General features: G+C 59.2%; 26 protein-coding genes and 1 tRNA gene. 8 read left to right on the top strand and 19 right to left on the bottom strand.

Annotated features, from left to right (window positions below; all coding sequences use genetic code 11):
- Window positions 1-6: 6 nt before the first annotated feature.
- Entirely contained in the window at window positions 7-1197 is a 1191-nt protein-coding gene (locus ACJ8QF_RS10935; protein WP_131164924.1) for a sugar transporter, read from the bottom strand.
- Between the two features lie 260 nt (window positions 1198-1457).
- On the opposite strand from ACJ8QF_RS10935, the gene ACJ8QF_RS10930 reads away from it, so the two are divergent.
- Complete coding sequence (locus tag ACJ8QF_RS10930) at window positions 1458-2144, top strand: aspartyl/asparaginyl beta-hydroxylase domain-containing protein (protein WP_131164925.1); 687 nt, start codon at window positions 1458-1460, stop codon at window positions 2142-2144.
- A gap of 17 nt (window positions 2145-2161) precedes the next feature.
- Here ACJ8QF_RS10930 and ACJ8QF_RS10925 read toward each other — a convergent pair whose 3' ends face one another.
- Window positions 2162-3094: an aromatic alcohol reductase gene (locus ACJ8QF_RS10925; protein WP_131164926.1), complete on the bottom strand. Its 933-nt coding sequence runs from the start codon at window positions 3092-3094 to the stop codon at window positions 2162-2164.
- An 86-nt stretch (window positions 3095-3180) separates the two neighbouring features.
- Between ACJ8QF_RS10925 and ACJ8QF_RS10920 the strand changes: the two genes are divergently transcribed.
- Window positions 3181-3603 (top strand): winged helix-turn-helix transcriptional regulator, encoded by a 423-nt coding sequence (locus ACJ8QF_RS10920; protein ID WP_004928603.1) that lies wholly within the window; start codon window positions 3181-3183, stop codon window positions 3601-3603.
- Between the two features lie 30 nt (window positions 3604-3633).
- On the opposite strand, the gene ACJ8QF_RS10915 is transcribed toward ACJ8QF_RS10920, so the two are convergent.
- The 5 genes from ACJ8QF_RS10915 to ACJ8QF_RS10895 form a co-directional block, all read right to left on the bottom strand.
- Window positions 3634-4350, bottom strand: coding sequence for an ABC transporter ATP-binding protein (locus ACJ8QF_RS10915; RefSeq protein WP_021505877.1), 717 nt, complete (start codon window positions 4348-4350; stop codon window positions 3634-3636).
- Window positions 4347-5222: an ABC transporter ATP-binding protein gene (locus tag ACJ8QF_RS10910; RefSeq protein WP_004928596.1), complete on the bottom strand. Its 876-nt coding sequence runs from the start codon at window positions 5220-5222 to the stop codon at window positions 4347-4349. Before ACJ8QF_RS10910 ends, ACJ8QF_RS10915 begins: the two co-directional genes overlap by 4 nt.
- Window positions 5219-6505, bottom strand: a complete 1287-nt coding sequence (livM, locus tag ACJ8QF_RS10905) for a high-affinity branched-chain amino acid ABC transporter permease LivM (RefSeq protein WP_131164927.1) — start codon at window positions 6503-6505, stop codon at window positions 5219-5221. The genes ACJ8QF_RS10910 and livM overlap by 4 nt, the downstream gene beginning before the upstream one ends.
- Window positions 6506-6515: 10 nt before the next feature.
- Window positions 6516-7430 (bottom strand): ABC transporter permease subunit, encoded by a 915-nt coding sequence (locus ACJ8QF_RS10900; RefSeq protein WP_004928592.1) that lies wholly within the window; start codon window positions 7428-7430, stop codon window positions 6516-6518.
- 123 nt (window positions 7431-7553) lie between these two features.
- Window positions 7554-8672 (bottom strand): branched-chain amino acid ABC transporter substrate-binding protein, encoded by a 1119-nt coding sequence (locus ACJ8QF_RS10895; protein WP_033632602.1) that lies wholly within the window; start codon window positions 8670-8672, stop codon window positions 7554-7556.
- A gap of 433 nt (window positions 8673-9105) precedes the next feature.
- Between ACJ8QF_RS10895 and ACJ8QF_RS10890 the strand changes: the two genes are divergently transcribed.
- Window positions 9106-9181 (top strand) — tRNA-Asn (locus tag ACJ8QF_RS10890).
- Window positions 9182-9372: 191 nt separating this feature from the next.
- On the opposite strand, the gene ACJ8QF_RS10885 is transcribed toward ACJ8QF_RS10890, so the two are convergent.
- From ACJ8QF_RS10885 to ACJ8QF_RS10855, 7 genes are all read right to left on the bottom strand, one after another.
- On the bottom strand, window positions 9373-10500 hold the full coding sequence (locus ACJ8QF_RS10885) for an NADH-dependent flavin oxidoreductase (RefSeq protein ID WP_187212332.1): 1128 nt from the start codon (window positions 10498-10500) through the stop codon (window positions 9373-9375).
- Between the two features lie 50 nt (window positions 10501-10550).
- Window positions 10551-11201 carry a flavodoxin family protein gene (locus ACJ8QF_RS10880; RefSeq protein WP_442537511.1) on the bottom strand — a complete coding sequence of 217 codons (651 nt, stop codon included), beginning with the start codon at window positions 11199-11201 and terminating at the stop codon, window positions 10551-10553.
- Between the two features lie 20 nt (window positions 11202-11221).
- On the bottom strand, window positions 11222-12055 hold the full coding sequence (locus ACJ8QF_RS10875) for an SDR family NAD(P)-dependent oxidoreductase (protein WP_049187879.1): 834 nt from the start codon (window positions 12053-12055) through the stop codon (window positions 11222-11224).
- A 64-nt stretch (window positions 12056-12119) separates the two neighbouring features.
- Window positions 12120-12848, bottom strand: coding sequence for an SDR family oxidoreductase (locus ACJ8QF_RS10870; RefSeq protein WP_242517194.1), 729 nt, complete (start codon window positions 12846-12848; stop codon window positions 12120-12122).
- Between the two features lie 42 nt (window positions 12849-12890).
- Window positions 12891-13526, bottom strand: a complete 636-nt coding sequence (locus ACJ8QF_RS10865) for an SDR family oxidoreductase (protein ID WP_015378474.1) — start codon at window positions 13524-13526, stop codon at window positions 12891-12893.
- A gap of 15 nt (window positions 13527-13541) precedes the next feature.
- Window positions 13542-14477 carry an alpha/beta hydrolase gene (locus tag ACJ8QF_RS10860; RefSeq protein WP_131164930.1) on the bottom strand — a complete coding sequence of 312 codons (936 nt, stop codon included), beginning with the start codon at window positions 14475-14477 and terminating at the stop codon, window positions 13542-13544.
- Window positions 14477-15397 carry an alpha/beta hydrolase gene (locus ACJ8QF_RS10855; protein WP_131164931.1) on the bottom strand — a complete coding sequence of 307 codons (921 nt, stop codon included), beginning with the start codon at window positions 15395-15397 and terminating at the stop codon, window positions 14477-14479. The genes ACJ8QF_RS10860 and ACJ8QF_RS10855 overlap by 1 nt, the downstream gene beginning before the upstream one ends.
- Before the next feature lie 138 nt (window positions 15398-15535).
- Here ACJ8QF_RS10855 and ACJ8QF_RS10850 point away from each other — a divergent pair, with 138 nt between their 5' ends.
- On the top strand, window positions 15536-16444 hold the full coding sequence (locus tag ACJ8QF_RS10850; protein WP_004935498.1) for a LysR family transcriptional regulator: 909 nt from the start codon (window positions 15536-15538) through the stop codon (window positions 16442-16444).
- Window positions 16445-16566: 122 nt separating this feature from the next.
- On the opposite strand, the gene ACJ8QF_RS10845 is transcribed toward ACJ8QF_RS10850, so the two are convergent.
- Both ACJ8QF_RS10845 and ACJ8QF_RS10840 read right to left on the bottom strand, forming a co-directional pair.
- On the bottom strand, window positions 16567-16869 hold the full coding sequence (locus tag ACJ8QF_RS10845; RefSeq protein ID WP_004935502.1) for an XRE family transcriptional regulator: 303 nt from the start codon (window positions 16867-16869) through the stop codon (window positions 16567-16569).
- A 4-nt stretch (window positions 16870-16873) separates the two neighbouring features.
- Complete coding sequence (locus ACJ8QF_RS10840; RefSeq protein WP_015378478.1) at window positions 16874-17227, bottom strand: type II toxin-antitoxin system RelE/ParE family toxin; 354 nt, start codon at window positions 17225-17227, stop codon at window positions 16874-16876.
- A 438-nt stretch (window positions 17228-17665) separates the two neighbouring features.
- Between ACJ8QF_RS10840 and ACJ8QF_RS10835 the strand changes: the two genes are divergently transcribed.
- Window positions 17666-18961, top strand: a complete 1296-nt coding sequence (locus tag ACJ8QF_RS10835) for an MFS transporter (RefSeq protein WP_004935508.1) — start codon at window positions 17666-17668, stop codon at window positions 18959-18961.
- A 26-nt stretch (window positions 18962-18987) separates the two neighbouring features.
- Window positions 18988-19794 carry a substrate-binding domain-containing protein gene (locus ACJ8QF_RS10830; RefSeq protein ID WP_442537510.1) on the top strand — a complete coding sequence of 269 codons (807 nt, stop codon included), beginning with the start codon at window positions 18988-18990 and terminating at the stop codon, window positions 19792-19794.
- Here the strand turns inward: ACJ8QF_RS10830 and ACJ8QF_RS10825 are convergent.
- The 3 genes from ACJ8QF_RS10825 to ACJ8QF_RS10815 form a co-directional block, all read right to left on the bottom strand.
- On the bottom strand, window positions 19769-20668 hold the full coding sequence (locus ACJ8QF_RS10825) for a LysR family transcriptional regulator (protein WP_044030852.1): 900 nt from the start codon (window positions 20666-20668) through the stop codon (window positions 19769-19771). The genes ACJ8QF_RS10830 and ACJ8QF_RS10825 overlap by 26 nt on opposite strands.
- Window positions 20669-20771: 103 nt before the next feature.
- Window positions 20772-21137, bottom strand: a complete 366-nt coding sequence (locus tag ACJ8QF_RS10820) for a diacylglycerol kinase (protein ID WP_004935528.1) — start codon at window positions 21135-21137, stop codon at window positions 20772-20774.
- 219 nt (window positions 21138-21356) lie between these two features.
- The gene (locus ACJ8QF_RS10815; protein ID WP_016927031.1) at window positions 21357-22481 is read right to left on the bottom strand and encodes a hypothetical protein; all 1125 of its coding nucleotides are present in this window, start codon (window positions 22479-22481) and stop codon (window positions 21357-21359) included.
- Between the two features lie 738 nt (window positions 22482-23219).
- Between ACJ8QF_RS10815 and ACJ8QF_RS10810 the strand changes: the two genes are divergently transcribed.
- Together ACJ8QF_RS10810 and ACJ8QF_RS10805 are read left to right on the top strand one after the other, a co-directional pair.
- On the top strand, window positions 23220-24959 hold the full coding sequence (locus ACJ8QF_RS10810; RefSeq protein ID WP_033645743.1) for a fatty acyl-AMP ligase: 1740 nt from the start codon (window positions 23220-23222) through the stop codon (window positions 24957-24959).
- Window positions 24956-25870, top strand: a complete 915-nt coding sequence (locus ACJ8QF_RS10805) for an NAD-dependent epimerase/dehydratase family protein (protein ID WP_004935535.1) — start codon at window positions 24956-24958, stop codon at window positions 25868-25870. Before ACJ8QF_RS10810 ends, ACJ8QF_RS10805 begins: the two co-directional genes overlap by 4 nt.
- The last annotated feature ends 18 nt before the right edge of the window (window positions 25871-25888 follow it).

Raw genomic sequence — 25888 nt, 5'->3', positions numbered from 1 at the left:
GGCAGGTTAACGGCTGTGGTGCTGCTGCAGCCGTTCGCTGCGGTAGACGCTCAACAGGCACCAGCCGAGGGCGATCAGCGCCAGCGGCGCGGCGACGAAGCCGATGTTGCCCATGCCCAGATGCAGGCTCACCTGGTTGCCCAGCAACGCGCCGCTGCCGATGCCGAAGTTGTACAGGCCGGAGAAAATCGCCATCGCCACGTCGGTAGCGTCCGGCGCCAGGCTCAGCACTTTGGCCTGCATCGACAGGCCGATCGCCATGATCGCCATCCCCCAGAAGATGCACAGCACCGTCAGGTGGCTTTCACTGCCGGCCGCCGGCAACAGCAGCAGCAGGCTCAAGGCCAGCAGCGTGATGGCACCGATGAAGAAGCCGGAAGGAAACCGCTCGCTGTAGCGGCTGAACATCAGGCTGCCGACGATGCCGGCGGCGCCGAACAGCAGCAGCATCAGCGTGGTGAAGTTCTCCGACAGCCCGGCCACGGTCTGGATAAACGGCTCAATGTAGCTGTAGGCGGTGAAGTGCGCCGTCACCACAATGATGGTCAGCATGTAAAGCGCCACCAGCGCCGGGCGCTTGAACAGCAGCGGCACGCTGGCCAGCGAACCGGAATGCTCGCTTTTCAGCACCGGCAGCAGGCGCCACAGCAGCACCAGCGCCAGGGTGGCGCACACCGCGATGCCGATAAAGGTCATGCGCCAGCCGAGCAGCTGCCCGACCACCCGCCCGAGCGGCAGCCCGAGCACCATCGCCAGCGCGGTGCCGCCCGCCAGCAGGCTCAGCGCCTGGGCTTTCTTGCCTGGCGGCGCCACGCGGATCGCCAGCGAGGCGGTGATCGACCAGAACACCGAGTGCGCCAGCGCCACGCCGGCGCGCGAAATGACCAGCGTGGTGAAGTTCCAGGCCACGGCGGTCAGCACGTGGCTGGCGATAAACAGCACGAACACGCCGATCAGCAACTTGCGGCGCTCAATCTTGCTGGTCAGCAGCATGCACGCCAACGAGGCGGCGGCGACGATCCAGGCGTAAATGGTAATGATCAAGCCGACCTGTTCGGTTTGCATCGAGAAGCTGGCGGCGATATCGCTCAGCAGACCGACCGGAATAAACTCGGTGGTGTTGAAGATAAAGGCCGAGACGGCGAGGATAACCACGCGCAACCAGGCGGTTGAGCGCGAAACGGGAGCGTGTTCCATGGTAAACAAAATCCGGACAGGTGCGGGCAAGTCGCGATATTTTAACCAACCGGCCCGCTAAATGCGATATACGTCACACTTTAATTGTGTGGTTTTTTTCACCGCCCATCGACACGCTCACCGACGCACGGTTGCCAAAATGCTGTGCTAATCTATTGAAGCGTACCAATTTTTCCTGCCGTTCTTCCCAGGCCGTCCACGCGCCGCGCCGAAGAAGCGCGCAGTGTCCCTTTGGCGTTTCCTGAGGCGAGGTCATTATGATGTCCGCGATTTATGATTGGTCCGTGCTCGCATTGCGCAATGTTTACGATCGCCGCATTCAGGGCCAACCGGTGCTCGACAGCGCCGCGCTGTTCCCCGACGCCGAACGTTTCACCGCCCAATGGCGGCAGATCCGCGAAGAGGCGCTGACCGTCGCCCACGATCTGCACAATATTCCCCGTTTTCACGAGATCATGAGCCAGCAGGCGTCGATCTCCGCCAACGACGCGCGCGACTGGCGCATGTTCATCATGAAGGCCTACGGCCAGCCCATCCCCCACAACCTGGCGCGCTGCCCGACGCTGGCGGCGCTGATCGCTTCGTCGCCTGACGTGCTGTCCGCCTCGCTCTCCTTCCTGGCGCCCGGCAAACAGGTGCCGCCCCATCGCGGGCCGTTTCGCGGCATTCTGCGCGGCTATCTGGTGCTGGACATGCCCAAACGCGCCGACGGCGCGCCGGCGGCGGTGCTGAAAGTGGACGGCCGCGAATACCGGCTGCACGAGGGGGAGTTCATGCTGTGGGACGATACCTTCGAACACGAGGTGTGGAACGACAGCCCGCAGGTGCGCACCGTGCTGCTGCTGGACATCCGCCGCCGCGACATGCCCGCCGGGCTGCGGCTGCTCTCCAGCGCCATCATCGCGCTGGTGCGGCTGAACGTGCGCTGGATGCAGCGCCAGTTCTGACTGCGGCGCTCAGGCGATTAACCGCCCTGAGAAGCCAGCCACTGCTCGGCGGTGGTGGTGGCTATGCCCTGGCGCGCATTGAAGGTTTTCGCCTTATCCCAGGCCACGCCGTCGGGCCGGGCGAAAGCCAGCCGGTATTTGGCGCCGACGTCATGCGGATGATTGCGCACCTCCGCCTGCAGCCGCTCTTTGTCCAACAGGATCCTGTTGACCTCCACGCCCCAGTACGCCTGCATAAGATCGGCAAGCTCGCGGTAGGTCAGCGTGTCGCCGGCGATATAAACCACCTGGTTGCGAAACGCGGGCCGATGGAAAAAAATCGCGGCCGTCAGCCGGCCAATGTCCTCAGGGGTGGTCAGCGTCACCGCGTAGCGCCAGTCGCCCAGCGCGCGCACCGTTTTGCTTGCCGCATCCACCACGCCAAAGCCGGGGTCAAACAGGTAGCTGGTGAAAATGCCCGTGGAAACAATCACCCACTCCGTCGCCTTCTGCGCTCGCAGCAGGTGGCGCACCTCAAGCTGTTCATCCCACACCTGTTGCCCGCTGCCTTTACCCACGACATCGTAGTCCACGCCGAACTGCCACGGGAAGTAGCGCGCCACGCCCGCCAGCAAAACGGCCTGGGTGATCTTTATCTGCGTGCCCGCCCCGCCGACAAAGCCGCTGCAATTGATCACCGCGTCGAAGGAACGGAATAGCGCGCTCAGCGCCTCCACGCCGTTTTGCTGCAGATCGCCTTCCACCACGGCGATGCCGAGCCGCGCCATTTCATCCCGCCGCGCCCGGAGCGGGCCGCTGACTGCGCGAGCAGCCTCCGGCCGGAGCAGCACGCTGATTTTTAAAGATGGAGATAACCGAGCCTGCCGGCTCATCGCTCGCAGTACCGGCAACCCCAGTTCACCGGCGCCGAGTATGAGCACGGTATTGATAGATGGATTTGTGGATTTCATTCTTGCCTCCTGTCTTGACACTGCGTCATCCTGACAGCTGACAAAAACGGGTTCAATTAGGTACACGCGTGATACCGGAGAGGAATATGACGAGCGATCGGGAAGCGCTGCTGCAATTTTCGCAGGCGTTCTGTGAAGAACTGAGCAACGACGATGAAGGGTTGAAGCGTGAGATCCTCGCGCATGCGGGCAACCGTTGGTCGCTGGGGGTATTGCATATCCTGGGCACTCACGGGCCGCTGCGCCACGGCGAGATAAGCCGCCAACTGGCGGGCGTGACGCAGAGAATGCTGACGCGGACGCTGCGTCATCTCGAGCGGGACGGGCTGATATCGCGGTGCGATTATCAGGAGAAACTGCCCCGCGTGGTTTACACCATCACCGACGCGGGGGAAGAGATGCTGCTCAACATGCTGCCGCTCTGGTCGTGGATTATCGCCTCCGCCGACGCCTTCAGAGCGGCCCGTTCGCACTACGATGGCCAAGAGCGCAACGCCGCTGAAAAATGAACGCGGGCATCCCTGCCCGTGGGGCGGCGCTCAGCCGCCGCCCAGATAGGCCTTTCTCACCTCCGGATCGTTCAACAGCTCCTGGCCGCTGCCGGTGAGGCGGATCTGGCCATTGACCATCACATAGCCGCGATCGGACAGTTTCAGCGCGTGGTTGGCGTTCTGCTCCACCAGAAACAGCGTCATGCCGCTGCGGGTCAGCTCGCGCAGTACGCCGAAGATCTGCCGCACCACGATCGGCGCCAGCCCCAGGCTCGGCTCGTCCAACAACAACAGCTTCGGCCGGCTCATCAGCGCGCGGGCGATCGCCAGCATCTGCTGCTCGCCGCCGGACATGGTCATCGCCCGCTGATTGCGCCGCTCCTTGAGGCGCGGAAACAGCTCGAACATGCGCGGCAAATCCTCCTCCAGGTAGCGATTGCCGACGGTGATGGTGCCCATCAGCAGGTTCTCCTCCACGCTCATGTCCGGAAAGATGCGCCGCCCCTCCGGCGCCTGCGCGATGCCGCTGCTGGCAACAAAGTGCGTGGAGCGACGGCTGATGTCCTCGCCGCGAAACAGGATCTGCCCGCCGGCGATGCGCGGCTGGCCGAAGATCGACATCAACAGCGTGGACTTGCCCGCGCCGTTGGCGCCGATCAGCGCCACCGTCTCCCCGGCGTTCACCTGCAGCGACACCTGGCGCAGCGCCTGGATCGGCCCGTAAAACACATCCACTTCGCGAAATTCCAACATCGCTTCGCTCATCCCGCCAGCTCCTCTTCGTCCGCGCCCAGGTAGGCGGCGATCACCGCCTCGTTGTGCTGGATCTCCTGCGGCGTGCCGCGGGCGATCACATCGCCGTGATCGAGCACGATCACCCGATCGGAGATCTCCATTACCATGCCCATGTCATGCTCGATCAACAGCACCGTGATGCCGTGATGCTGCCGCAGGAAGCGAATGATGCGGCTCAGCGTGGCCGTTTCCACCGGGTTCAGCCCGGCGGCCGGCTCATCGAGGCAGATCATCTCCGGCGCGGTGCACATGGCGCGCGCGATCTCCAGCCGCCGCTGCTGGCCGTAAGACATCTCCCCCGCCAGCCGGTTGGCGCAGCTCACCAGATCCACCACCTCCAGCCAGTAGAAGGCGTGATCGAGCGCGGCGCTCTCCGCCCGGCGGTAGCCCGGCGTATTCAGCACCCCGGCGATCAGGTTACGGTTGCTCTGCATGTGCTGCGCCACCAGCAGGTTCTCCACCACCGACATTTCGCGGAACAGACGGATATTTTGGAAGGTGCGCGCCAGCCCGGCGCGGTTCACCAGGTGGGTGCCGCCGAACATCTTGTAGTAGAGGCGCGAACCAAGCCGCTTTGGGCGAATCCAGTCGCCGGCGCGGAACTTCTGCCCCAGCACCTGGATCACGTCGGTCGGCCGCTTGTGGGTATTGAGCAGGATCGCGCCGCCGCTGGCGCGGTAAAAGCCGGTCAGGCAGTTGAATACCGTGGTCTTGCCGGCGCCGTTGGGGCCAATCAGCGCGGTGATGGAGCCGCGTTCCACCTCCAGATTGACGTCGTTCAGCGCTTTGATGCCGCCAAAGTGCATCATCAGGTGTTCCACCCGCAAAATGGCGTCGCTCATGGCGCCACCCCCTTGCGTTCGGCGAAGCTGGATCGGCTGATGCGCACCAGCCCGCGCGGCCGCCAGATCATCATCGCCACCATCAGTACGCCGAACAGCAGCACCCGGTATTCGGCGAAGCTGCGCAGCAGCTCCGGCGCCACCGTCAGCACGAAGGCCGCCAGCACCACGCCGAGGGTGGAGCCCATGCCGCCCAGCACCACGATCGCCAGGATCAGCGCCGACTCGAAGAAGGTGAACGAAGTCGGGTTGACGAAGCCCTGGTAGGTGGCGAAAAACACCCCCGCCAGCCCAGCGGTGGAAGCGCCGAGCATAAACGCCGACAGCTTCACCAGCACGTGATTCAGCCCCAGAGAACGGCAGGCGATCTCATCCTCGCGCAGCGCCTCCCAGGCGCGGCCGATCGGCATGCGCGTCAGCCGGTGCTTGATATACAGCACCAGCAGCACCACCAAAAACAGCACCGCGTAGATGAAAATGAACTTGAGATTCGGGTTGTAATCGATGCCGAAAAACTCGTGGATCGACACCCCGCCGTCTTTGGCGCGCCGGCCGAACTCCAGGCCGAACACCGTCGGCGCCGGCACCGAGACGCCGTTCGGCCCGCCGGTGAGCGACATCCAGTTGTTCAGCACCAGCCGAATGATCTCGCCGAACCCCAGCGTAACGATCGCCAGGTAGTCGCCGTGCATGCGCAGCACCGGAAAACCCAGCAGTGCGCCGGCCAGCGCCGCCATCAGCGCCCCCAGCGGCAGCATCGCCCAAAACCCCAGCCCGAGATATTGGTAGCCCAGCGCCAGCCCGTAGGCGCCAATGGCGTAAAACGCCACGTACCCCAGATCGAGCAGCCCCGCCAGCCCGACCACAATGTTCAGCCCCAGGCCGAGCAGCACGTAGATCAGGCCAAGGATCGCCACCGTCAGCAGGTATTTGGTGGCGACAAACGGGAACAGCAGCGCGATCGCCGCCATCAGCGGCAGGATCCAGCGCAGGTTGGATTTATAGCCCAGCGGCCGCACGTAAACGCCGTCGTTGCCGCCGTCGAAGCGCGCCAACACCCTGCGCCCCGGCGCGGTTTGCAGGAACAGGCTCAGCAGCAGCCGCCCGGCCATCACCGCGGCGATGATCCATACCAGCCGATGCGGCTCGAAGTTGAAGCTGTAGCCGTTCAGCACGATGCCGACGATCGGCCCAAACACGATCAGGGCGATCAGCCCGGCCAAGACAGCGTCCAGCAGGCTGCGTTTAACGTCCAGCCCGCCGTTGATCACGGATTGCGACATGGCGTTCTCCTTAAACCTTGGCGATCAGGGGCCGGCCGAGCAGGCCCTGCGGACGGAAGATCAGGATCGCCACCAGCAACCCGAAGGAGAACACGTCCTTGTAATCCGAGTTCACCATGCCGGCAAACTGCGCCTCCGCCACCCCGAGCAGCAGCCCGCCCAGCATCGCGCCCGGCAGCGATCCGATGCCGCCCAGCACCGCGGCGGTGAAGGCCTTGATGCCAATGATAAAGCCGACGTAAAAATCGAAGGTGCCGTAGTTCATGGTGATCAGCACCCCGGCCAACCCGGCCATGGCGGCGCCGATCACGAACACCAGCGAGATCACCCGATCGGTATTGATGCCGAGAATCGAGGCCATTTTGCGATCCTGCTGGGTGGCGCGGCAGATGCGCCCCAGCCGGGTGCGCTGAATGATGTAGGTGAGGATCGCCATGCCGAGCAGCGACGCCACCAGAATGAACACTTTGGTGTAGGTGATCTGCACCACGCCGCCGTCGAACTCCAGGCGGAACACGCCGCTCAGCAGCGTCGGGATACCCTGCTGGCGCGGCCCCTGGCTTATCTGCGCGTAGTTTTGCAGGATTAACGACATGCCGATGGCGGAGATCAGCGGCGCCAGACGGGTGGAGTTGCGCAGCGGCTTGTAGGCGATGCGCTCGATTACCCAGCCGTACACCCCGGTGATGACGATGGTGAACACCAGCGTGCCGAGGATCAGCAGCGGAAACGAGTGCAGCCCGAAGAACGACAGCAGCGCCAAACCGATGGCGCACAGGTAGGCGGAGATCATATATACCTCGCCGTGGGCGAAGTTAATCATGCCGATGATGCCGTAAACCATGGTGTAGCCGATGGCGATCAGGCCATACACCGCGCCGAGGGTCAGGCCGTTGATCAGCTGTTGCAGAAAGAATACATCCATAATGAGCAGTCTCGCCTGGTAAGGCCGCCAACGCAGTCCGACGCGGCCAAAGGTCATCGCGGAACGGGCGCGCCAGGGCGGCGGCCCGTCGGTCATAGGGTCATAACTTCACGGTTCGGCCGTTTACAGCTGGTGATATTTGCCCTTGTCATCCCATTGATAGACCACGTAGTCCGAGACCTTCAGGTCGCCCTTCTGATCCCAGGCTTTCTTGCCCATCACGGTGTCCACGTCGTGTGACTTCAGCCATTCGGCGGCCTTGGCGCTGTCTTTGCCGCCGGTGGCGTTGAAGGCGGCGGCGATCGCCTGGATCGAGGCGTAGGAATAGAGGGTGTAGCCTTCCGGCTCAAAGCCGCTGGCGCGGAACTTGGCGATCACCGCCTTGCCCTCCGGGATCAGGCGCGGATCGTTGCCGAAGGTCATCAGCACGCCGTTGGTGTACTGCGGCCCGCCGGCGGCGGTCACCAGCTCTTCGGTCACCACGCAGTCGCCGGAGAAGAACTTGGCGGTCACGCCCTGCTCGCGCATCTGGCGCACCAGCGGCCCGGCTTCGGGATGGCAGCCGCCGAAGTAGACCACGTCAGGCTTGACCGAGGCGATCTTGGTCACCAGCGCGTTGAAGTCTTTCTCACCGCGCGACAGCCCCTCATACAGCACTTCCTTGACCCCGCGCTTGTTCATCGCCGCCTTCGCTGCGTCCGCCAGCCCCTGGCCATAGGTGTCTTTATCGTGGATCACCGCGATGCGCTTGGCCTTCAGCGTATCCAACATGTAGTTGGTGGCGATCACGCCCTGCTGATCGTCGCGCCCGCACATGCGGAACATGCTCTTCATGCCACGCTCGGTGATCTGCGGATTGGTGGAGCCGGGGGTAATGGCGATAATGCCGGCCTCGTCATACACCTCGGAAGCGGGCATGGTGGATGAGGAACAGAAGTGGCCGACCACCGCCGATACCTTGTCCTGATCCACCAGCCGGTTAGCGACCGCGACCGCCTGCTTCGGTTCGCAGGCGTCATCCCCCTGCACCAGCTTGATTTTTTCCCCTTTGATGCCGCCGGCGGCGTTGATGTCCGCCGCCGCCTGCGAAGCCCCGCGCCAATACTGATCGCCATAGGTGGCGTTCGGCCCGGAGAACGGCCCGGCGACGCCGATGACGATATCGGCCTGCGCGGAAAAAGCCGTACCTAAACAACCAATGAGCAAAGCAGCGAGCGGACTTTTTATCAATTTCGATGACATTGTTATCTTCCTCAGCACTGTTGTAGCGAAACGCCCTGGGGCGCGGATCAGTCACTTTATGTGTAGACGGGGAAAATAATTTTCTTGAGAGCGCAGTCGCATTCCCCAAAAATGGGTAAGCAAAAATCCAGCCATTGTGACGACGAATACATATTGTTTGCTTATTCATCCTACATATCAGTTGCAGCGCGGCGTGTAGCGGGGATAACCGAGAGTATGGGCAGTGCGGCTAGCATGAGAGGGAGAACGGCCCTGCACCATCGCCGTGCAAAGGCTTGTGCAATCGTTGTGGGCCGCAAAATCACCGCACAGCGATGGAAAATGCCGAAAAACAGCGCAAGATGTTCATTCCGCCAGCAAACGCGCTTTTTTTGCAGTTTAGCGCTTTGACAAACCCCAGGCGCCCCGCTATTATTCGCCCCGTTCACACGATTCCTCTGTAGTTCAGTCGGTAGAACGGCGGACTGTTAATCCGTATGTCACTGGTTCGAGTCCAGTCAGAGGAGCCATATTTAGAAAAGCCCGCTTAAGGCAACTTAAGCGGGCTTTTTGCTTTTCGGGTTATAACTCGCTGCAAGAGAGGGGTCATTCATCCAGGAATGACGACCGGTTACCTGGATCGCTAACCGGTGTTTCAATAGGGTTTACGGTGCATGTCAGCACATCATCACCGCCCCAGGGACAACATGACAATGGCGGTTCAGCTCGGGAACCAGCCTGGGGTATTTTGAATCGCTTGCCACAGTTTATGTGGGATCTGTAATTCATCCGGATCTTGCGACAAATTGAGTTTGACGTTCATGCTTCCTTCATGACCTGATTGTACTCTCTCCACCCATTGGGGATTCATAACCATCGCGCGTCCCAAAGCGACCATGGACAATCCGGCATCCAGCGCTTGCCGTGCCACGTCCGACGACGTGATTTTTCCGGCGGCCAGTATCGGCAAACGGCCGTTATTCTGCTCAATGAACCTTGCCAACGTCCCCTTTTCATCATCGTCATCCCGAGGGGTGTCCGTCAGTACATGGTGCAGCGAGATGTGCAAATAATCGATAAGCGCCTCTTCCGTCAATTGGCTCGCCAACGCCAGAGAATCATCTATACGCAGTCCCTTTTCGCCGGATTCTTCCGGAGACAACCGATACCCCAATAAGAAAGGCTGCGTAGCATGGCGTTCGATAACTCGCCGAACTTCGCGCGCCACTTCCAAGGGAAAACGCATGCGATTCTCCAGCGAACCGCCCCATTCATCCGTGCGCTGATTGAAATACGGGGAGAAAAAGTTTTGGAGCAGGAAACCATGCGCGCCATGCAATTCCACGCCATCGAACCCCGCCTCAATCGCGCGGCGAGTGGCTTCGCCAAAATCGCGGATCACAGTCAGAATTTCATCATGGCTTAACGCGCGGCCGGCTTTTTTGCCATCGTTAAACGGGCCTGCCGGTGCGGCTAGCGCACTGGCGCTAACGAGCTCGCCATCGGGGATCAAGGCCGGAACGGCTTTATTTCCCGCGTGAAAGAGTTGCAGGATCGCCGGCGCGCCGCCGCTTTTAGCGGCATCCGCCAGCCGTTTCAGGCTCGGAATAAAGCGATCGTCATAGGCCGCGAACTCATGAGTAAACCCGATGCCATTTCGCTGTACATGGGAACAGCCTGTCAGCACCAACCCAACACCGGTCGCGCGTGCCCGATAATAGGCTAACTCCGCATCTGAAATAGTTTCATCATCATTGGCTGACCAGGTGGTCATTGGGGCCATCACGATGCGATTACGCATCTCAAGACCGTTTTTAAATAAAAATGGCTGCATTAATGGATCTTTCATCATTCTCTCAGCATTTAACATTTTGATCTAAAATCAAAAATCATAAACAATCACTTCGCCAGCGGGGGTCCCAGCCAGCGATCATCGATAAATTGCAGCATCTGTTCCGGTGTGATTTGCTGCGTCATTCGCCCTCGCAGCACCGTGCGATGCTCGAAAGTTACTGCTCCCCGTGCAAGCACCTGGGCTTTAAAACGCGCGATATGCTCGTCCGAAAAGTGGCTGTTGTGGGTATTAAACAAGATGACCCGTTTACCGCTGAAATCGCTGTTCTCGATAAAAGCCCAAATCGGCGGCGCCGGGCTGTATAGCCAGATCGGCGAGCCCAACCAGAGGGTGTCAAACGGCGTCAAGTCAATCTTGGCCGGCGTTATCTCGGGCAACGCATCCTGCCGCTCTTTCAGCAAAGTGGCGTCTTTCAGCGCATACGCCAGCCCCGGCAAGCCAGGGGCATAGTTCTGCGCATCAAGCCTGAAGAGCTGTGCATCCAGGCGGTGAGCGATATGGCGAGCGGCCAGCGCCGTATTCCCTGAACGAGAAAAATAAACGACGGCGGTACGCGATACGTTTTCTCCTGAATGCGCATGAGGCTCTATCTTGGCCAACTGGGCGGCTTGTCGATTTTCAATCAGCGTGACAGAGGCCAATACGCCCAAAATGGCCAGCAAAACGACCGTCAAACCGATGAGGGTTCCATACATAGGTAAGCGCCTTGATGCCATTAATCAAAATCGGTCGTCTTGCTGAGCGCCTCAAACTCCCACGTTTCTGCGATGCGGGACTGCAACGTCGGCATGACGAAATCGATAGCATCATTACCGATTAATAGCTGGCGCGGAGGCGTGTCCATTTCCACCAACCGGCAAATCACCTGCGCAAGTTTGGCAGGATCGCCCTGTTGCTGACCATCGGCGGATGCCAGTAGCTCGCGCGCACTGCCAAAAGCGGCATAATCGGCAATGCTTCTTTCCCCGTACCGGGCAGAACTGTCATTGAGAAATTCGGTGCGGAAAAAGCCGGGCTCAACGGCGGTGACGGTAATTCCAAGGGGCGCGACCTCATCGGCCAATGCCAGGGTCATACCTTCCACGGCAAACTTCGACGCGGAATAAAATGTGGCGTTCGCGACGGCTTTTACGCCGGCGATGGAAGAGGTGTTGATAATGCGCCCGCTCCGCTGGCGCCGCATCACCGGCAGCACCGCGCGCAATACATTGGCCATGCCGAAAACGTTGGTTGAAAATTGCTGCTCTATCTGTTCGGCTGTCGCTTCTTCAAAGCGCCCCAACAAACAGAACCCGGCATTATTCACTAATACATCAATGCGGCCAAAACGGCTCACGGCCGCATCTGCAGCAGCCAGCGCCTGATGTTCATCACGAACATCAAGCTCCAGCAGCTCAATCTTTTCCGCTGCAACATCGCTGAATGTCCGGCGCAATTTTTCCCTATCCCGCCCCGTTGCGACCACACAATCTCCCTGTTGCAACGCAGCCCTGACAATATGGGCGCCCATGCCGCGCGCGGCGCCGGTGACAAACCAAATGCGATTCATATCTGTTCACCTTAATCGGTTTAAAAACTCGTACTGCCTCATTGCAGTACGCGGTGTCGAGGCACTAAAGCGTCAATTGCAAACTAGGGCGTATCACGATGTCATCGAGTAATACACCGGGCGGTTGAGCAAATGAATAGACCAATGCACGAGCCACATCATCCGGCATGAGAGCCTGAATGGCATCACGACGTTCGCGCATCATGTCCGCAGAAACATTGTGTCCCCATTCCGTATGCACCGCCCCCGGATGAATCAATGACACGCGTATCCCTTCTTCAGCCAGCTCCTGCCGCAAACCGTCACAGAACCCCCTGACTGCAAATTTGGTGGCGCAATACACGGCCCAGTTAGGCGCGCTGCTTTTCCCCCCGACGCTGGATACCGTGGAGATCATTGCGCCGGAGCGATTTTTCATCAGAGGGATAGCTTCGTAGGAACAGTTCAACACGCCGTACATATTCGCATTGATCTGCTCCTGCCAGCCCTCGGGTGAGCTCTCCTCGAACCGACCGAAAATCCCCATGCCCGCGTTGTTGAAAAGCAGATCCACACCGCCGAAGCGGCTCTTCACCTCATTAAAAAGTGACCGGACCTGAGCTAAATCAGCAACGTCAGCGTCAAAGGCGACGGCGGCCCCGCCCAGTTCGGCAGCCAGGCTTCCGATTCGCTCTTTGCGTCTTGCTACCAGCACGACCGAAACGCCTTCCGCAACCAATCGGCGGGCGGCAGCTTCACCAATACCGCTTGAAGCCCCGGTGATAACAGCGACTTTACCGCTGAGACTGTTCATCTCCATCGTCCTGCCTCTATAGAAAAATTTTATGGCGGGTATTTACATAAAATACGGCTTGTCACCGTCAGTGCCCGGCTGGTTGACGCCGATGTTCTCACCCAGATGTTTTTTCGGTTGCTCGATGATGTCGGCAACTAAAGCGGCGACGCTCTTGCGCGATACGATGGTTCCTTTGAACGGCGCATCGCGGGCGGTAAGCTCATAGTCAACCAGGTCTTCATCCGTTAACCAGGCCGGGCGCAGAATGGTGTAGTCCAGCCCGGAGGCTTCAATCGCGTCAGCCGCCCGACGAAATGGCTTGAGGGGCTCACCGATGATCGCGTTGTTCCATTCACCGAATTTTCCCGGGACCTCATCATAAATCCCCAGCGAAAGAACGAAGATCAGGCGTTTGACGCCGCTGGCCTGCATGGCGGCAATCACCGCCTCAGCCTGCACATCCAGATCCTCTCCCGTCAGGTTGGCATACACCAGATCCTGGCCCTGCATCGCTTGTTCCAATGCGGACGGATTCAACACATCGCCGATAAGGATCCGGCCGTTGGCCGGGCGCGACCGGATTTTTTCCGGCTGGCGAGCGAACAACGTTTGCACAAGCGACTGTTCATCCGCCAATCTGTCGATAACATGGCGGGCGATTTGGCCGCCGGCGCCAAGGATCAATACATTCTTCATGGTGTTCTCCATCGGTTATTCACCCAGGTGCGCGGCCAAAAACGGCAGCACCTTGTCCATCGCTGCGCGAACGGCTTCCGGTTTGTCATACAGCTCGTAATGTGAAAAGTCCGCTAACGAGACCAGCTCGCGATGCGCTGAAGCCGTTGCGCGCCCATAGACTTCCATGCCATCGCGATAGGCGCCGAAGGCACCGACTTTCTCGCCCACCACCACCATCACCGGCTGAGTCAGCAGCACCTCGGTAAAGGCGAAGGCATCCCAGGCCAGCGTTTTTTGCGCATGCGAGAACAACATGCGCGTCGCGCCACCCGGCTGTTGACCGCGCGCGGTCTTGTAATAGTCTGTCGCTTCGAAAACGTCGCGTTCGGTGAGCCCATGGGCCGTTGCCTCTTGAGGACTGGCGGGCAGCAGTTCATTGACCTGAAGCTCTCCGCCCCGCGCTTCCCGGGTGCGCTGCGCAGCCATCGCGCTCAGCGCGCCCAGCGGATCGTAGCCGCTGAAGCCTTCGCGGAAGAGTCGCCCAATATTAACGCCGGTGATGCTCACCACGGCTTTGATGCGTTTCTCTGTCAGCGTGGCATTGACGGCATAACCGCCGCCGCCGCAAATGCCCAGCACGCCGATACGCTCCGCATCGACATACGGCAAGGTGACGGCATAGTCGATGACGCGGCTGATGTCTTCCACCCGCTGGGTCGGATCTTCTATCCAGCGCGGCGCCCCGCCCGACTCCCCCTGAAAACTGGCGTCATAGGCGATAACGACGTACCCCTGCTCCGCCAACGCCTTACCGTAAACATTGCCGGAGGTTTGTTCCTTGCAGCTGCCGAAAGGATGGACGCTGACCACCGTCGGGTAGCGCTTGGATTCATCGAACCCCGGCGGCAGCTGAATGTGGGCGGCGATGTGCCAGGCCATATCGGCGTTTTGGATGCGAACATTTTTCATTACAGCATCTCCTCAAAGAACGGCGCCAGGACGGAAACGGCTTCGGCGACATAGGCTTTACCGTCATACAATTCCATATGATTCGCGCCTTCGACGATGTGGTAACGCTTGTCGCTGCTCGCGGCGCGGTCGTATAAATCGTCACTCATCCATTTACTGCCCGCCACGCTGCCCGCCACGATCTGCATCGGCTGGGTCAGATACACTTCGGCCATATGGTAGGCGTCGTAGGTAATGATCTGGTTGAGGCTGCGCAGCGTCGCATAGCCGGGCGCCGTCGGATATTGCGCGCGCGGGGTGTGGTAATACTCCCAGGCCTGGCGCAGCTCTTCGTTCGGCGCATCGGATTCTTTCATCGGCGCCAGCGGCATGGTGGCATGTTCACCGCTGCTGATATCGCCGGTGCGGGCGTTGGAGCCCGCCTCAACGTACGGCAGCGCATCAATGGACTTCACATTGTTTTCCCACCCGTTGCGGAACATCGAGCCGATATTGACGGCGCTGACGGTGCCGATGGCCTTGATGCGGCGATCCTGGATCGCAGCGTTGGCGGTATAGCCCGCACCGGCGCAAATGCCCATCGCGCCAATGCGCTCGTTGTCGACATAAGGCAGCGTGGTCAGGTAATCAATCACCGCGCTGACGTCTTCGGTGCGGATATAAGGGTTTTCCAACTGACGGGGTTCGCCGCCGCTTTCCCCCTGATAAGAGGCATCGTAAGCCACGGTCACGAACCCCTGCTCCGCCAGTTTTGCGGCATAGGTGCCGGCGGTTTGCTCTTTCACGCCGCCCCCCGGGTGAGAAACGACGATGGCCGGATACTGACGGCCCGCGTCGAAGGCCGGCGGGAAGTAGAGCACTGCGGAAAGATCGATGGTTGGGTTATTGCTATTCGTGAAGCTGATTTTCTGGTTCATCATCCGGTTCCTCATCAGGGTGGTCGGTTAACTGCATCGTTTCTGATTCTCACTATAGACATTGAACATTAAGATGATTAGACCCAAAATAATGATTAGACCTATCACTTAAATGATTAATCAGCCGAACGGAAAACAGAGATGAAACGTGATGAGATAGCCGATTTGGTGGCATTTGTGGTGGTCGCCGAGGAGCGCAGCTTCACCCGGGCCGCGGCCCGCCTGGGCATGGCGCAGTCGGCGTTAAGCCAGATCGTCCGCCGCATCGAAGAACGGCTGGGGTTTCGTCTGCTGACGCGCACCACGCGCAGCGTAGTGCCCACCGAGGCCGGGGAGCAGCTCTTGTCGACCCTGGGTCCCATGCTGCAAGACCTGGATTCCGTCATGACTTCACTGGGCGAGCTGCGCAACCGCCCTTCCGGCACCATACGCATCACCACGGTGGAGCATGCCGCTAAAACCCTTTTGCTGCCCGCCATGCGCATGCTGCTGAAATCTCACCCAGAAATTAACGTGCAGCTCATCATCGATTATGGTCTTAGCGATGTGGTCGCAGAACGTTTCGATGCCGGCGTCCGTCTGGGGGGAGAGATGGATAAGGATATGATTGCCGTGCGGATTGGGCCTGATATTCCGATGGCGATCGTTGGCGCGCCGGATTATCTTGCCCGGCGAGGCACCCCGACCTCGGTGGCGCAACTGGTCGATCATCAGGCGATTAACCTCTATCTTCCTACATCGGGCACCGCCAACCGTTGGCGGCTCATGCGCGGGGGACGTGAAGTTCGGGTTCGCATGGAAGGCCAACTGTTGTTAAACACCATCGACCTGATCCTGGACGCCGCTCTCGACGGGCACGGCCTGGCCTACCTGCCTTGCGATCAGGTGCAGAACGCCCTTGACGAGAAAAAACTCGTCCGCGTGCTGGACAAGTTCACCCCGGACTTACCGGGGTATCATCTTTACTACCCACACCGCAAGCACCCAGGATCGGCCTTTTCTTTGCTTATCGATGTGCTTAGGTTTAACGACGCGCAGAAGCCCAAATAGCGTGCTGCCGCCTGCATCCACTCCGACAGGCACAGGTATCGTCTCCCGTCAGAGAAACTCTGGTTGAGAAAAGCCCGCTCAGGAAGACCTGAGCGGGCTTTGTGCTTTTTTGCCGTTAGCGCTTACAGCACAAATTCGTAGTGCGAACCGTCCGGCAGTTCGACATCCAGGCGCAGTTTGCCGCCCGCCGCCTCAACATAGCGTTTGAGCGAAGACAGTTTCAGATCGCGGCCCGGTTTTTCCATCACGGCGACGGTCGGTTGCCTGATACCCAGCGCCTGCGCCATTTCAACCTGGGTTTTCTGCACCTTCTCGCGCAGCTCGGCAAGATGGATGTTCAGCATAATGTCCGTCGCCATTGCCTGCGCTTCGGCCACGACCTCGGGCTTTTCCTCCGCAATAAGCTGTTCCAGCGTTCTGCCCATCGCGTCACTCCTTCTCTTTTAGTGTGTTCAGCCAATTCGTGAATTCCCGATCGGCAATCTGCAGCATTCGATCGTAAAAACGTTTTTCATCGCCCGCTTTATTGCCCGCGCAAAGCACCATGCCGACGCGGTACGGATCGAAGGCGAAAAATGCCCGCAACGGTTCGCCACGGCTCTGAATACGCAGCTCTTTCATGTTGCTGTAACGCGAGCCTTTAACCGTATCGGCATAGGGCCTGGGCAAGCCGGGCCCTTTTTCCCGCAGGACCATCAATGCAGCAAGCACGCAGGCCCGGTCGGCATCGCTGAGTGATCTGAACCAATGATCAAATGCATCCGTTGTTTTAATTTCCCACACGGGACCTCCCTAAAATATAGATCAATAGCTATATAGATGTAAAGCTATAGCAGAGAGGCGCTGGGATAGCATGCAAAGGCATGCGTTGTTACTGCAAGGCTGAACGTACATCCACGCATTTTGCAAACGCAGTACGGGGCATTCACCTTTTTACGCGCGGTATCGAATAATCGTTCAGAGGCACGGGGCGTTTCCCCGCCACCCCTTTATGAACCCTGTCACAAAAAGCGCATAACGTTTTCGGCGTTCTGCGCAGCGGGCGGTGAGCGGCAAACTTGTTAACGTCACGTTACATCGGGTTAGGCAACATTGTTAACGCCGATTGATGCGTCAAACGCATCGCGCCATGCGTTTATTGCGCTTATTTACTTTATTTTCCTGAGCGAGTCTTCAGCAACAGGCGCGGCGTCAGGCGCCAATAACAAACTGGAGATAACGATGCATTCCTCTACCTCACCCATGACCATCCGGGCCAGATCCGGCGCGATACTGCGCGTCACCTCCGGCAACTTTTTAGAGCAGTTCGATTTTTTCCTGTTCGGCTTTTACGCTACCTACATCGCACACACCTTTTTCCCGGCCAGCAGCGAGTTCGCCTCGCTGATGATGACCTTCGCGGTATTCGGCGCGGGCTTTTTGATGCGCCCGATCGGCGCCATCGTGCTGGGCGCTTACATCGATAAAGTCGGCCGCCGCAAAGGGCTGATCGTGACCCTGTCGATCATGGCCGCGGGCACCTTCCTGATCGTGCTGATCCCCTCTTACCAAAGCATCGGGCTTTGGGCCCCGCTGCTGGTGCTGTGCGGGCGTCTGTTGCAAGGCTTCTCGGCGGGCGCGGAGCTGGGCGGCGTGTCCGTCTATCTGGCCGAAATCGCCACGCCGGGCCGTAAAGGCTTCTACACCAGCTGGCAGTCCGGCAGCCAGCAGGTGGCTATCATGGTGGCGGCGGCCATGGGCTTCGCGCTCAATGCGGCGCTGGAAGAAAGCGCCATTCGCGAATGGGGCTGGCGCCTGCCTTTCCTGTTCGGCTGCCTGATCGTTCCCTTCATCTTTTTCCTGCGCCGCAAGCTGGAAGAGACGCAGGAATTTACCGCTCGCCGTCACCACCTGGCGATGCGCGACGTGTTTAAAACCCTGCTGAAAAACTGGCCGGTGGTGATCGCCGGCATGCTGATGGTCGCCATGACCACCACCGCGTTTTACCTGATCACCGTGTATGCGCCAACCTTCGGCAAAAAGGTGCTGCTGCTCAGCGCCTCCGACAGCTTGCTGGTCACCCTGCTGGTGGCGATCTCCAACTTCATCTGGCTGCCCATCGGCGGCGCGCTGTCGGATCGTTTCGGCCGCAAACCGGTGCTGGTCGCCATGACGTTGCTGACGTTGGCCACCGCCTACCCGGCGCTGAGCCTGCTCGCCGCCGCCCCCAGCTTCGGCATGATGCTGGCCGTGCTGCTGTGGCTGTCCTTCATTTACGGCCTCTACAACGGCGCCATGATCCCGGCGTTGACGGAGATCATGCCAACGGAAGTGCGGGTGGCCGGGTTCTCGCTGGCCTACAGCCTGGCGACGGCGGTGTTCGGCGGCTTTACGCCGGTGGTCTCCACCGCATTGATCGAATACACCGGCGACAAGGCTTCACCGGGCTACTGGATGAGCTTCGCCGCGCTGTGCGCCCTACTGGCGACGCTGTATATGTATCGCCGCATCGCCATGCCGCTGCAAACCGCGCGCTAAGCCGCCATCTCAAAAGGAATGGTGCCATGCAAAAACTCACTCGTTCGATCCTCGCCGCGCTGGTGTGCGCCTCCTGCAGTACGGCGGCGCTGGCCAAAGACGTGACCGTCATGATCTCCGGCGGCTTCAAAGCCGCACTAGAGAAGCTGGCTCCGGAATATGAAGCCCAAAGCGGCGACAAAATCATTCTGGTGTCCGGCCCCTCGATGGGCAAAACGCCGCTGGCGATCCCCGCGCGGCTGGCGCGCGGAGAGCAAGCCGATGTGCTGATCATGGTGGGCGACGCGCTCACCCAACTGGAAAAAGAGCACTGGACCCAGCCGGGTTCACGCGTGGAGCTGGCCGATTCGCCGATCGGCATGGTGGTGAAACAGGGCGCGCCCAAGCCGGTGATAAAAACGGATGCCGAGCTGCGCAATGTCCTGCTGCAGGCTGACTCTTTCGCCTATTCCGACAGCGCCAGCGGCCGCTATGTCAGCGGCCAACTGTTCAAAAAGCTGGGCATCGAGGAACAGGTGAAAGGGAAAGCACATAAGGTTGAGCGCATTCCGGTGGCCTCTGAAGTGGCGCAGGGGAAATACGCGCTGGGCTTCCAGCAGGTCAGCGAATTGCTGCCCGTGGCGGGCGTGACCTTTATCGGCGAGCTGCCTGAAAACGTGCAGTACATCACCCGCTTCGCGGGCGCGGTAACCGCCAAGGCGGAGCACCGCCGCGAAGGCAAAGCGCTGCTGGACTTCCTCGCCTCCCCTCAGGCGCAGCCGACCATTCGCGCGACCGGCATGCGAACCGTGCCGGCGCCGCAGCCGGTCAAGCAGAGTGATACTGTTCAGTAATCAGCTTTTCCAGCTCGGCGGCGACGAAAGACTGCATGCGGCCGCCGCGTCTGATGAGACCCACGGTACGTTTCACCACCGGATCGACCAGCGGCACCGACGTCAACACCGAGTGCTCTGAAGCGGGCATCGACATGGCGGGCACGGCGGCAATGCCGATGCCCGCCTCAACCATGCCCAGCATGGTCGTCACATGGCGAGTTTCACACACGCTGGGGCGTTCCGGCACGAGGTGTTCCAGGCGCTGATCGAGCAGATTGCGATTGCCGGAGGTTTTATCCAGCGAGACGTAATCCTGCTGATAGAACTCTTGCCAGGTGAGGCTCTTTTTAGCGGCGAGCGGATGGTCGCGCCGGCAGGCGGCCACGTAGACGTCCCCCACTAACGGCACAAATTCAAGATTAGGCTGCAGCCGCCCGGCGAAGCAGATGCCGAAATCGGCCTGGCCGCCGGTGACCGCCTCGATGACATTACCTGCGCTGCCGTCGATCAGCTTGACGCGCACGCGCGGATAGCGCAGCCGGAAACGGCGTATCACGTCGGGCATGAAATAGTAGGCCGCCGAGGGCACCGTGGCGACGGTAACCAGCCCCACCCGCTCCTGGCTGACCTTGTCGATATCGGCCAACACCGCTTCGACGTTCATCAGCAGCTGATCCGAACGCTCGGCAAAGGCCTGCCCGTACAGCGTCAAGGTCACGCGCCGGGTGGTGCGATCGAACAGTTTGCTGCCCAGCGCGTTTTCCAGCTTCTCAATCCTGCGGCTCAGCGCCGACTGCGACAGGCAGATGGACTCTGCGGCCAGCCGAAAATTGCCGTACTCCACCAGCGCGCGAAACGCATAGAGATCGTTGAGATCAAAATTCACGGGCATAACGACCAACTCTCCTTGCTGAAATGGCAGAAGACGCAAAACAGCGATGATAACCGCTTATATCGCCACGTTCACCGACTGGGTGGTTGAACCACCCAAGCCCCTATCGCCCCAGCAGCACCATTCCCCAAATAATGATAGTCATCACCACGGCTACCAGCTGCGCTGCGCCGCCCAAATCTTTGGCGCGTTTGGATAACGGATGCAATTCCAGCGAAATGCGATCGACTACGGTTTCAATCGCCGTATTAAGCAGCTCAACCACCAATAGCAGAAAACTGCAGGTGATTAATAACAGCCTTTCTATATTTGTAATATCTAAACCAAATGTAACAACCAGTAAAATGGCGTTAATAACCAATAATTGGCGGAACGCATCTTCGGTAAGCACAGCATCAATAAACCCGGCCCAGGAATTCCTAATGCTGTAGGTTAATCGGCTTATTCCTTTTTTCTTTTCCACAGGCATACAATCAGCTCTCGTCAAAACTGCGACAGTCACTCGCAAATAAATCACGCAACGTGAATTTATCTCGAGTTGATTAATTAAAAACCTTAACCGTTCTCTTTCAGGAAACGATGCATTCCCTCACTCGCCGTCCCCCTGCTCCTGAAACGCCACCGCCCGAAAATGCCCTGGCGCGGTTATTATTCTGGGAGCGTAAAAAGGGGACGCGATATCAGCCGCTTAAAGCGTTTTCTCGTACAAGCGGTAACGCTTGTACGGCACCGCGCCGATGCGTTCTAAAATCGTCCGCATGCCGGTATTGGTTTCCAGGATCCACGACATTTCCAGCGCGTCGATATTGCGCTTCGCGAAAGGCTCGCGCAGCGCCTCAATCAGCAGCAGCGCAATAATGGGCCCGATGCGGCTGAATTGATATTCCTGGCGTACGCCCATCAACGGCACGCGCGCGGTGCGCACGCCGCTGACTTTCAGGCGCCACAATAGCTTCGCCCAGCCGAACGGCAATAAACGCCCCTGCAGATCGGCAATCGCTTCGTTAATGTTCGGCAGACCGACGATAAAGGCGCAGGGGGCGCCATCCACCTCGGCGATATGGATCATATCGTCGGGCACCAGGAACTTCAGCTGATCCCCCATGGTGGCGAACTCGTGCTCGGTGAACGGGACAAACCCCCAGTTATGTTGCCATCCGGAGTTGAACACCTCGCGCAGCACCTGCATCTCCTCGCGAAAGCGCTTGCGATTGAGACGGCGAACGGTCACCTTTTTACGCACCTGATCCATCATCCGGGTTAACGACGGCGAAAAATGCAGGTCGGTTCTTTTCATCCAATAGGCAAGCAAATCAATCCCTTCGCTGTAGCCCTGCTGCGCTATCTGGGCCGCGTAGTAAGGTTTCGCGTGCGTCATCAGGGCGGAAGGCGGGGTATCGAACCCTTCGACCAACAGGCCGCTTTCCTGATTGATATTGAGGCTGAATGGCCCGGTGATTTTACGCGCGCCTTTCGACCTCAGCCACTCCTCCGCTACCGTGAATAAGGTGCTGAACACGGCGGGATCGTCAACGGCGTCAATCATGCCGAAGTGGCCGGTATCCTCACCATGCAGCTCCCGGTGCAGAGAATCGATTTGCGCAGTGATGCGCCCAACCACTTTGCCCTGTTTTTTGGCCACCCATGCCTGCCATTCAATATGGTCGGTCCCGGGATTCTTCTTTGACAGGTGCTCTTCGCGCTCTACATGCAGCGGCTCAATCCAGTTCGGATCATCGCGAAACAGTTGCGAGGGGAAAGCAATAAATTCTTTAAGTTCGCGTTTATCCAGAACTTTCTCAATACGGATCATAAATAGCCTTACGTTTTAATAAAATAATTAAATAAGCACGCGACAACGCCTTTAGCATTTTTTATGCTGTTGCCTTTTATTGAATTGTGTATTGCCTCCGGCTCACTGATAAGAAAAACCGAATATTCCCCCTCGGCGAATCAGCAACGTGTTGCCTGACATTCACCCTGTGATGTCCATAATTGATAAAAAAAGGAAACAGAAAGCGGCGCAGCCAGGCTACGCTAATAGTGCTCTTTTATTATTTCGTGCTGTTATGGTAAAAGAAACTCGCCGCTTTTAGTGTACCGACTTTAATCAGGAGGTGCGCCGCCATTTTTACCACTTAATGCTATTTTTAAGATTAGCCTTAAATGAATCGTTCACTTTTGAATTTCTTGCGGCATACTGTTTAGGAAGTGTTTAAGTTCCAAGATAGCCATGCATGAGGTCATAACCTATGAGCCGACAGTTATTTCCTGCCCGACAGATGCAGACTAAAGAACGGCGAAGTCCGGATATTACAATAGTCTCTCATATCTCGCCAGGGTGCCGCTCAAGGCTGATGACTCGGGCTACTTACGCTCTGCCCGGTTAATAACCGGCATGCCGCTCGAGCACGGCAATATACGCTGTTCGCGGAATGAAGATGGTTGAATAACAAACTTATTCAAAACCTATTCATAGTAAAACATCAATTACCTCGCCAAGAGTGATTTCTCTCTTTTGGTGATTTTTAATCTATGGCTAAGTTTGTCTATGTCTGAAACAAGTTCCGTTCATTCTCTTCCCATGCGCTATGCGGACTTCCCCACGTTAGTGGACGCGTTGGATTACGCGGCACTCGGTAATACGGGAATGAATTTTTACGACCGTCGCAATCAACTCGTGACCGTTCTCGACTATCGCACGCTGCAGCAAAAAGCGATCGCGGGCGCGCGGCGTTTATTGTCCCTGAAGCTCAAGAAAGGCGATCGCGTGGCGCTTATCGCCGAAACCAGCCCGGGCTTCGTCGAAGCCTTTTTCGCTTGCCAATATGCCGGCCTGGTGGCGGTGCCGTTGGCGATCCCGATGGGCGTTGGCCAGCGCGACTCCTACACCGCCAAACTGAAAGGGCTGATCGCCAGCTGCAACCCCGCGGCGATCATCAGCAGCGAAGAGTGGACACCGCTCATCGCGTCGGCCACGGAAAACACGTCGGCGATGCACATCCTCAGCGACGCGGACTTTAACGCCTTGCCAGAGCCGGAGATCGCGTTGCCGGCGCCTTCGCCCGACGATATCGCCTATCTCCAATACACCTCGGGCAGCACCCGCTTTCCGCGCGGCGTGATCATTACCCAGCGGGCGGCCATGGCGAACCTGAACGCGATCAGTCGCGACGGGATCAAGTTGCGCGCCGGCGACCGCTGCGTTTCGTGGCTGCCCTTCTATCACGATATGGGCCTGGTCGGTTTCCTGCTTACGCCGGTGGCGACCCAGCTGTCCGTCGACTACCTGCGCACGCAAGATTTCGCCATGCGCCCGATGCAGTGGCTGAAACTGATCGCCAAGAATCGCGGCACGGTGTCCGTCGCCCCGCCGTTCGGCTACGATCTGTGTCTGCGCCGCAGCAACGCCAAAGAGCTGGCCGATCTGGATCTTTCCAGCTGGCGGGTTGCGGGCGTGGGCGCCGAGCCGATCCCGGCCGAGCTGCTCGCCCAGTTTGGCGAACACTTCAGCAGCATCAACTTCGACAGCAAAGCCTTCATGCCGTGCTATGGCCTGGCCGAGAACACCCTGGCGGTGAGTTTTTCCGACCCTTGCTCCGGCCCGCAAACCAACGAGGTCGACCGCGATATTTTGGAATACGAGGGTAAAGCGGTCGCGCCGGGCAAGAAAACCCGCGCCGTCTCGACCTTCGTCAACTGCGGCCGTGCGCTGCCCGGCCACCGCATCGAGATCCGCAGCGAAACCGGGCAACCGCTGCCGGAACGTCAGGTCGGCCATATCACGATTTCCGGCCCCAGCCTGATGAACGGCTATTTCTGCGACGATGAGTCCCAGCAGCAGATCCAGGTGACCGGCTGGATGGACACCGGCGATCTCGGCTATCTGCTGGACGGCTATCTGTACGTCACCGGCCGCAAGAAGGATTTGATCATTATTCGCGGACGCAATATCTGGCCGCAGGATATTGAGTACGTCGCGGAATCCGAACCGGAAATCCGTTCCGGCGATGCGATTGCCTTCGTGACCGAAGAACACGACGAAGCGGCCAGGATCATTTTGCAGATCCAGTGTCGAGTCAGTTCGGAAGAACGCCGTGAACAAATCGTGCATTCGCTGAGCGCGCGCATTCAAAGCGAGTTCGGCATCGCGGTGGACATCGAGCTGCTGCCGCCGCACAGCATTCCCCGCACGTCGTCGGGCAAACCCGCGCGCGCGGAGGCCAAGAAACGCTGGCTGAGCGCTTCGCTCTACCCGCAAATGCCGCAGCTGGCCGGTTTCGCGCAATGAGCGGCACCGTGGCAGTGACGGGCGCGACCGGCTTTATCGGCCGGCATATCGTCCAGGAACTGCTGGCGCAAGGGTTTAGCGTGCGCGCCCTGACGCGGCAAGCCGGAAAAGCCGCCGCAGACAACCTGCAGTGGATCCCCGGCGCGCTGGAAGATCGGCCCTCGCTCACCGAACTGGTGCGCGGTGCGGAGTGCGTCGTGCATTGTGCGGGCCAGGTGCGCGGGCATGCGGAAGCGGTGTTCACCCGCTGCAACGTCACCGGCAGCCTGAATTTGATGCAGGCGGCCAAACAGAACGGCCGCTGCAATCGCTTCTTGTTCATGTCGTCGCTGGCGGCCCGCCATCCGGCGCTGTCCTGGTACGCCCATTCAAAACAGGCCGCCGAGCAGCAACTCATCGCCGCCACGGGCGATATCGCGCTGGGGATTTTCCGCCCAACGGCGGTTTACGGGCCCGGCGATAAAGAGCTGAAACCGCTGTTCAACGGCCTGCTGCGCGGCGTGCTGCCCCGGCTGGGCGCGCCTGACGCCAGGCTCTCTTTTCTGCACGTGAGCGATTTGGCAAAGGCGGTCAGCCAATGGGTGCAAACCGAACCCGCGCAGCCAAATATTTACGAACTGTGCGACGGCGTGGCCGAAGGCTATAACTGGTTGCGCCTGCGGGACATCGGCGCCGCCGTGCGTCACGGGCCGGTGCGGCTGGTGGGCATTCCGCTGCCGCTGCTGAAAGCCCTGGCGGATATCAGCGTGGTGTGGAACCGCCTGGTAAAAAAAGAGCCGATGCTGACGCGCAGCAAAATACGCGAATTAACGCATCGCGACTGGTCCGCCAGTAATCAGGCGCTGTCGCAACAGATTAATTGGTTTCCACAGGTGAGTTTGGAACGCGCGCTGCGTGAAGGGCTGTTTTAATTATTCCAAGTAGAGGTG

This window comes from Serratia sp. CY81684, from assembly GCF_052166595.1.
In the GTDB taxonomy this organism is placed as follows: Bacteria; Pseudomonadota; Gammaproteobacteria; order Enterobacterales; family Enterobacteriaceae; genus Serratia; species Serratia nematodiphila.
Note: the sequence above shows the minus strand (reverse complement) of the source record. Positions and strands in the feature narration are given on the sequence as shown.

Excerpts from the sequence above, each read along its gene's own strand:
- ACJ8QF_RS10935 (WP_131164924.1), bottom strand. The coding sequence starts at position 1,197 with ATGGAACACGCTCCCGTTTCGCGCTCAACCGCCTGGTTGCGCGTGGTT.
- ACJ8QF_RS10930 (WP_131164925.1), top strand. The coding sequence starts at position 1,458 with ATGTCCGCGATTTATGATTGGTCCGTGCTCGCATTGCGCAATGTTTAC.
- ACJ8QF_RS10925 (WP_131164926.1), bottom strand. The coding sequence starts at position 3,094 with ATGAAATCCACAAATCCATCTATCAATACCGTGCTCATACTCGGCGCC.
- ACJ8QF_RS10920 (WP_004928603.1), top strand. The coding sequence starts at position 3,181 with ATGACGAGCGATCGGGAAGCGCTGCTGCAATTTTCGCAGGCGTTCTGT.
- ACJ8QF_RS10915 (WP_021505877.1), bottom strand. The coding sequence starts at position 4,350 with ATGAGCGAAGCGATGTTGGAATTTCGCGAAGTGGATGTGTTTTACGGG.
- ACJ8QF_RS10910 (WP_004928596.1), bottom strand. The coding sequence starts at position 5,222 with ATGAGCGACGCCATTTTGCGGGTGGAACACCTGATGATGCACTTTGGC.
- livM (WP_131164927.1), bottom strand. The coding sequence starts at position 6,505 with ATGTCGCAATCCGTGATCAACGGCGGGCTGGACGTTAAACGCAGCCTG.
- ACJ8QF_RS10900 (WP_004928592.1), bottom strand. The coding sequence starts at position 7,430 with ATGGATGTATTCTTTCTGCAACAGCTGATCAACGGCCTGACCCTCGGC.
- ACJ8QF_RS10895 (WP_033632602.1), bottom strand. The coding sequence starts at position 8,672 with ATGTCATCGAAATTGATAAAAAGTCCGCTCGCTGCTTTGCTCATTGGT.
- ACJ8QF_RS10885 (WP_187212332.1), bottom strand. The coding sequence starts at position 10,500 with ATGAAAGATCCATTAATGCAGCCATTTTTATTTAAAAACGGTCTTGAG.
- ACJ8QF_RS10880 (WP_442537511.1), bottom strand. The coding sequence starts at position 11,201 with ATGTATGGAACCCTCATCGGTTTGACGGTCGTTTTGCTGGCCATTTTG.
- ACJ8QF_RS10875 (WP_049187879.1), bottom strand. The coding sequence starts at position 12,055 with ATGAATCGCATTTGGTTTGTCACCGGCGCCGCGCGCGGCATGGGCGCC.
- ACJ8QF_RS10870 (WP_242517194.1), bottom strand. The coding sequence starts at position 12,848 with ATGAACAGTCTCAGCGGTAAAGTCGCTGTTATCACCGGGGCTTCAAGC.
- ACJ8QF_RS10865 (WP_015378474.1), bottom strand. The coding sequence starts at position 13,526 with ATGAAGAATGTATTGATCCTTGGCGCCGGCGGCCAAATCGCCCGCCAT.
- ACJ8QF_RS10860 (WP_131164930.1), bottom strand. The coding sequence starts at position 14,477 with ATGAAAAATGTTCGCATCCAAAACGCCGATATGGCCTGGCACATCGCC.
- ACJ8QF_RS10855 (WP_131164931.1), bottom strand. The coding sequence starts at position 15,397 with ATGATGAACCAGAAAATCAGCTTCACGAATAGCAATAACCCAACCATC.
- ACJ8QF_RS10850 (WP_004935498.1), top strand. The coding sequence starts at position 15,536 with ATGAAACGTGATGAGATAGCCGATTTGGTGGCATTTGTGGTGGTCGCC.
- ACJ8QF_RS10845 (WP_004935502.1), bottom strand. The coding sequence starts at position 16,869 with ATGGGCAGAACGCTGGAACAGCTTATTGCGGAGGAAAAGCCCGAGGTC.
- ACJ8QF_RS10835 (WP_004935508.1), top strand. The coding sequence starts at position 17,666 with ATGCATTCCTCTACCTCACCCATGACCATCCGGGCCAGATCCGGCGCG.
- ACJ8QF_RS10830 (WP_442537510.1), top strand. The coding sequence starts at position 18,988 with ATGCAAAAACTCACTCGTTCGATCCTCGCCGCGCTGGTGTGCGCCTCC.
- ACJ8QF_RS10825 (WP_044030852.1), bottom strand. The coding sequence starts at position 20,668 with ATGCCCGTGAATTTTGATCTCAACGATCTCTATGCGTTTCGCGCGCTG.
- ACJ8QF_RS10820 (WP_004935528.1), bottom strand. The coding sequence starts at position 21,137 with ATGCCTGTGGAAAAGAAAAAAGGAATAAGCCGATTAACCTACAGCATT.
- ACJ8QF_RS10815 (WP_016927031.1), bottom strand. The coding sequence starts at position 22,481 with ATGATCCGTATTGAGAAAGTTCTGGATAAACGCGAACTTAAAGAATTT.
- ACJ8QF_RS10810 (WP_033645743.1), top strand. The coding sequence starts at position 23,220 with ATGTCTGAAACAAGTTCCGTTCATTCTCTTCCCATGCGCTATGCGGAC.
- ACJ8QF_RS10805 (WP_004935535.1), top strand. The coding sequence starts at position 24,956 with ATGAGCGGCACCGTGGCAGTGACGGGCGCGACCGGCTTTATCGGCCGG.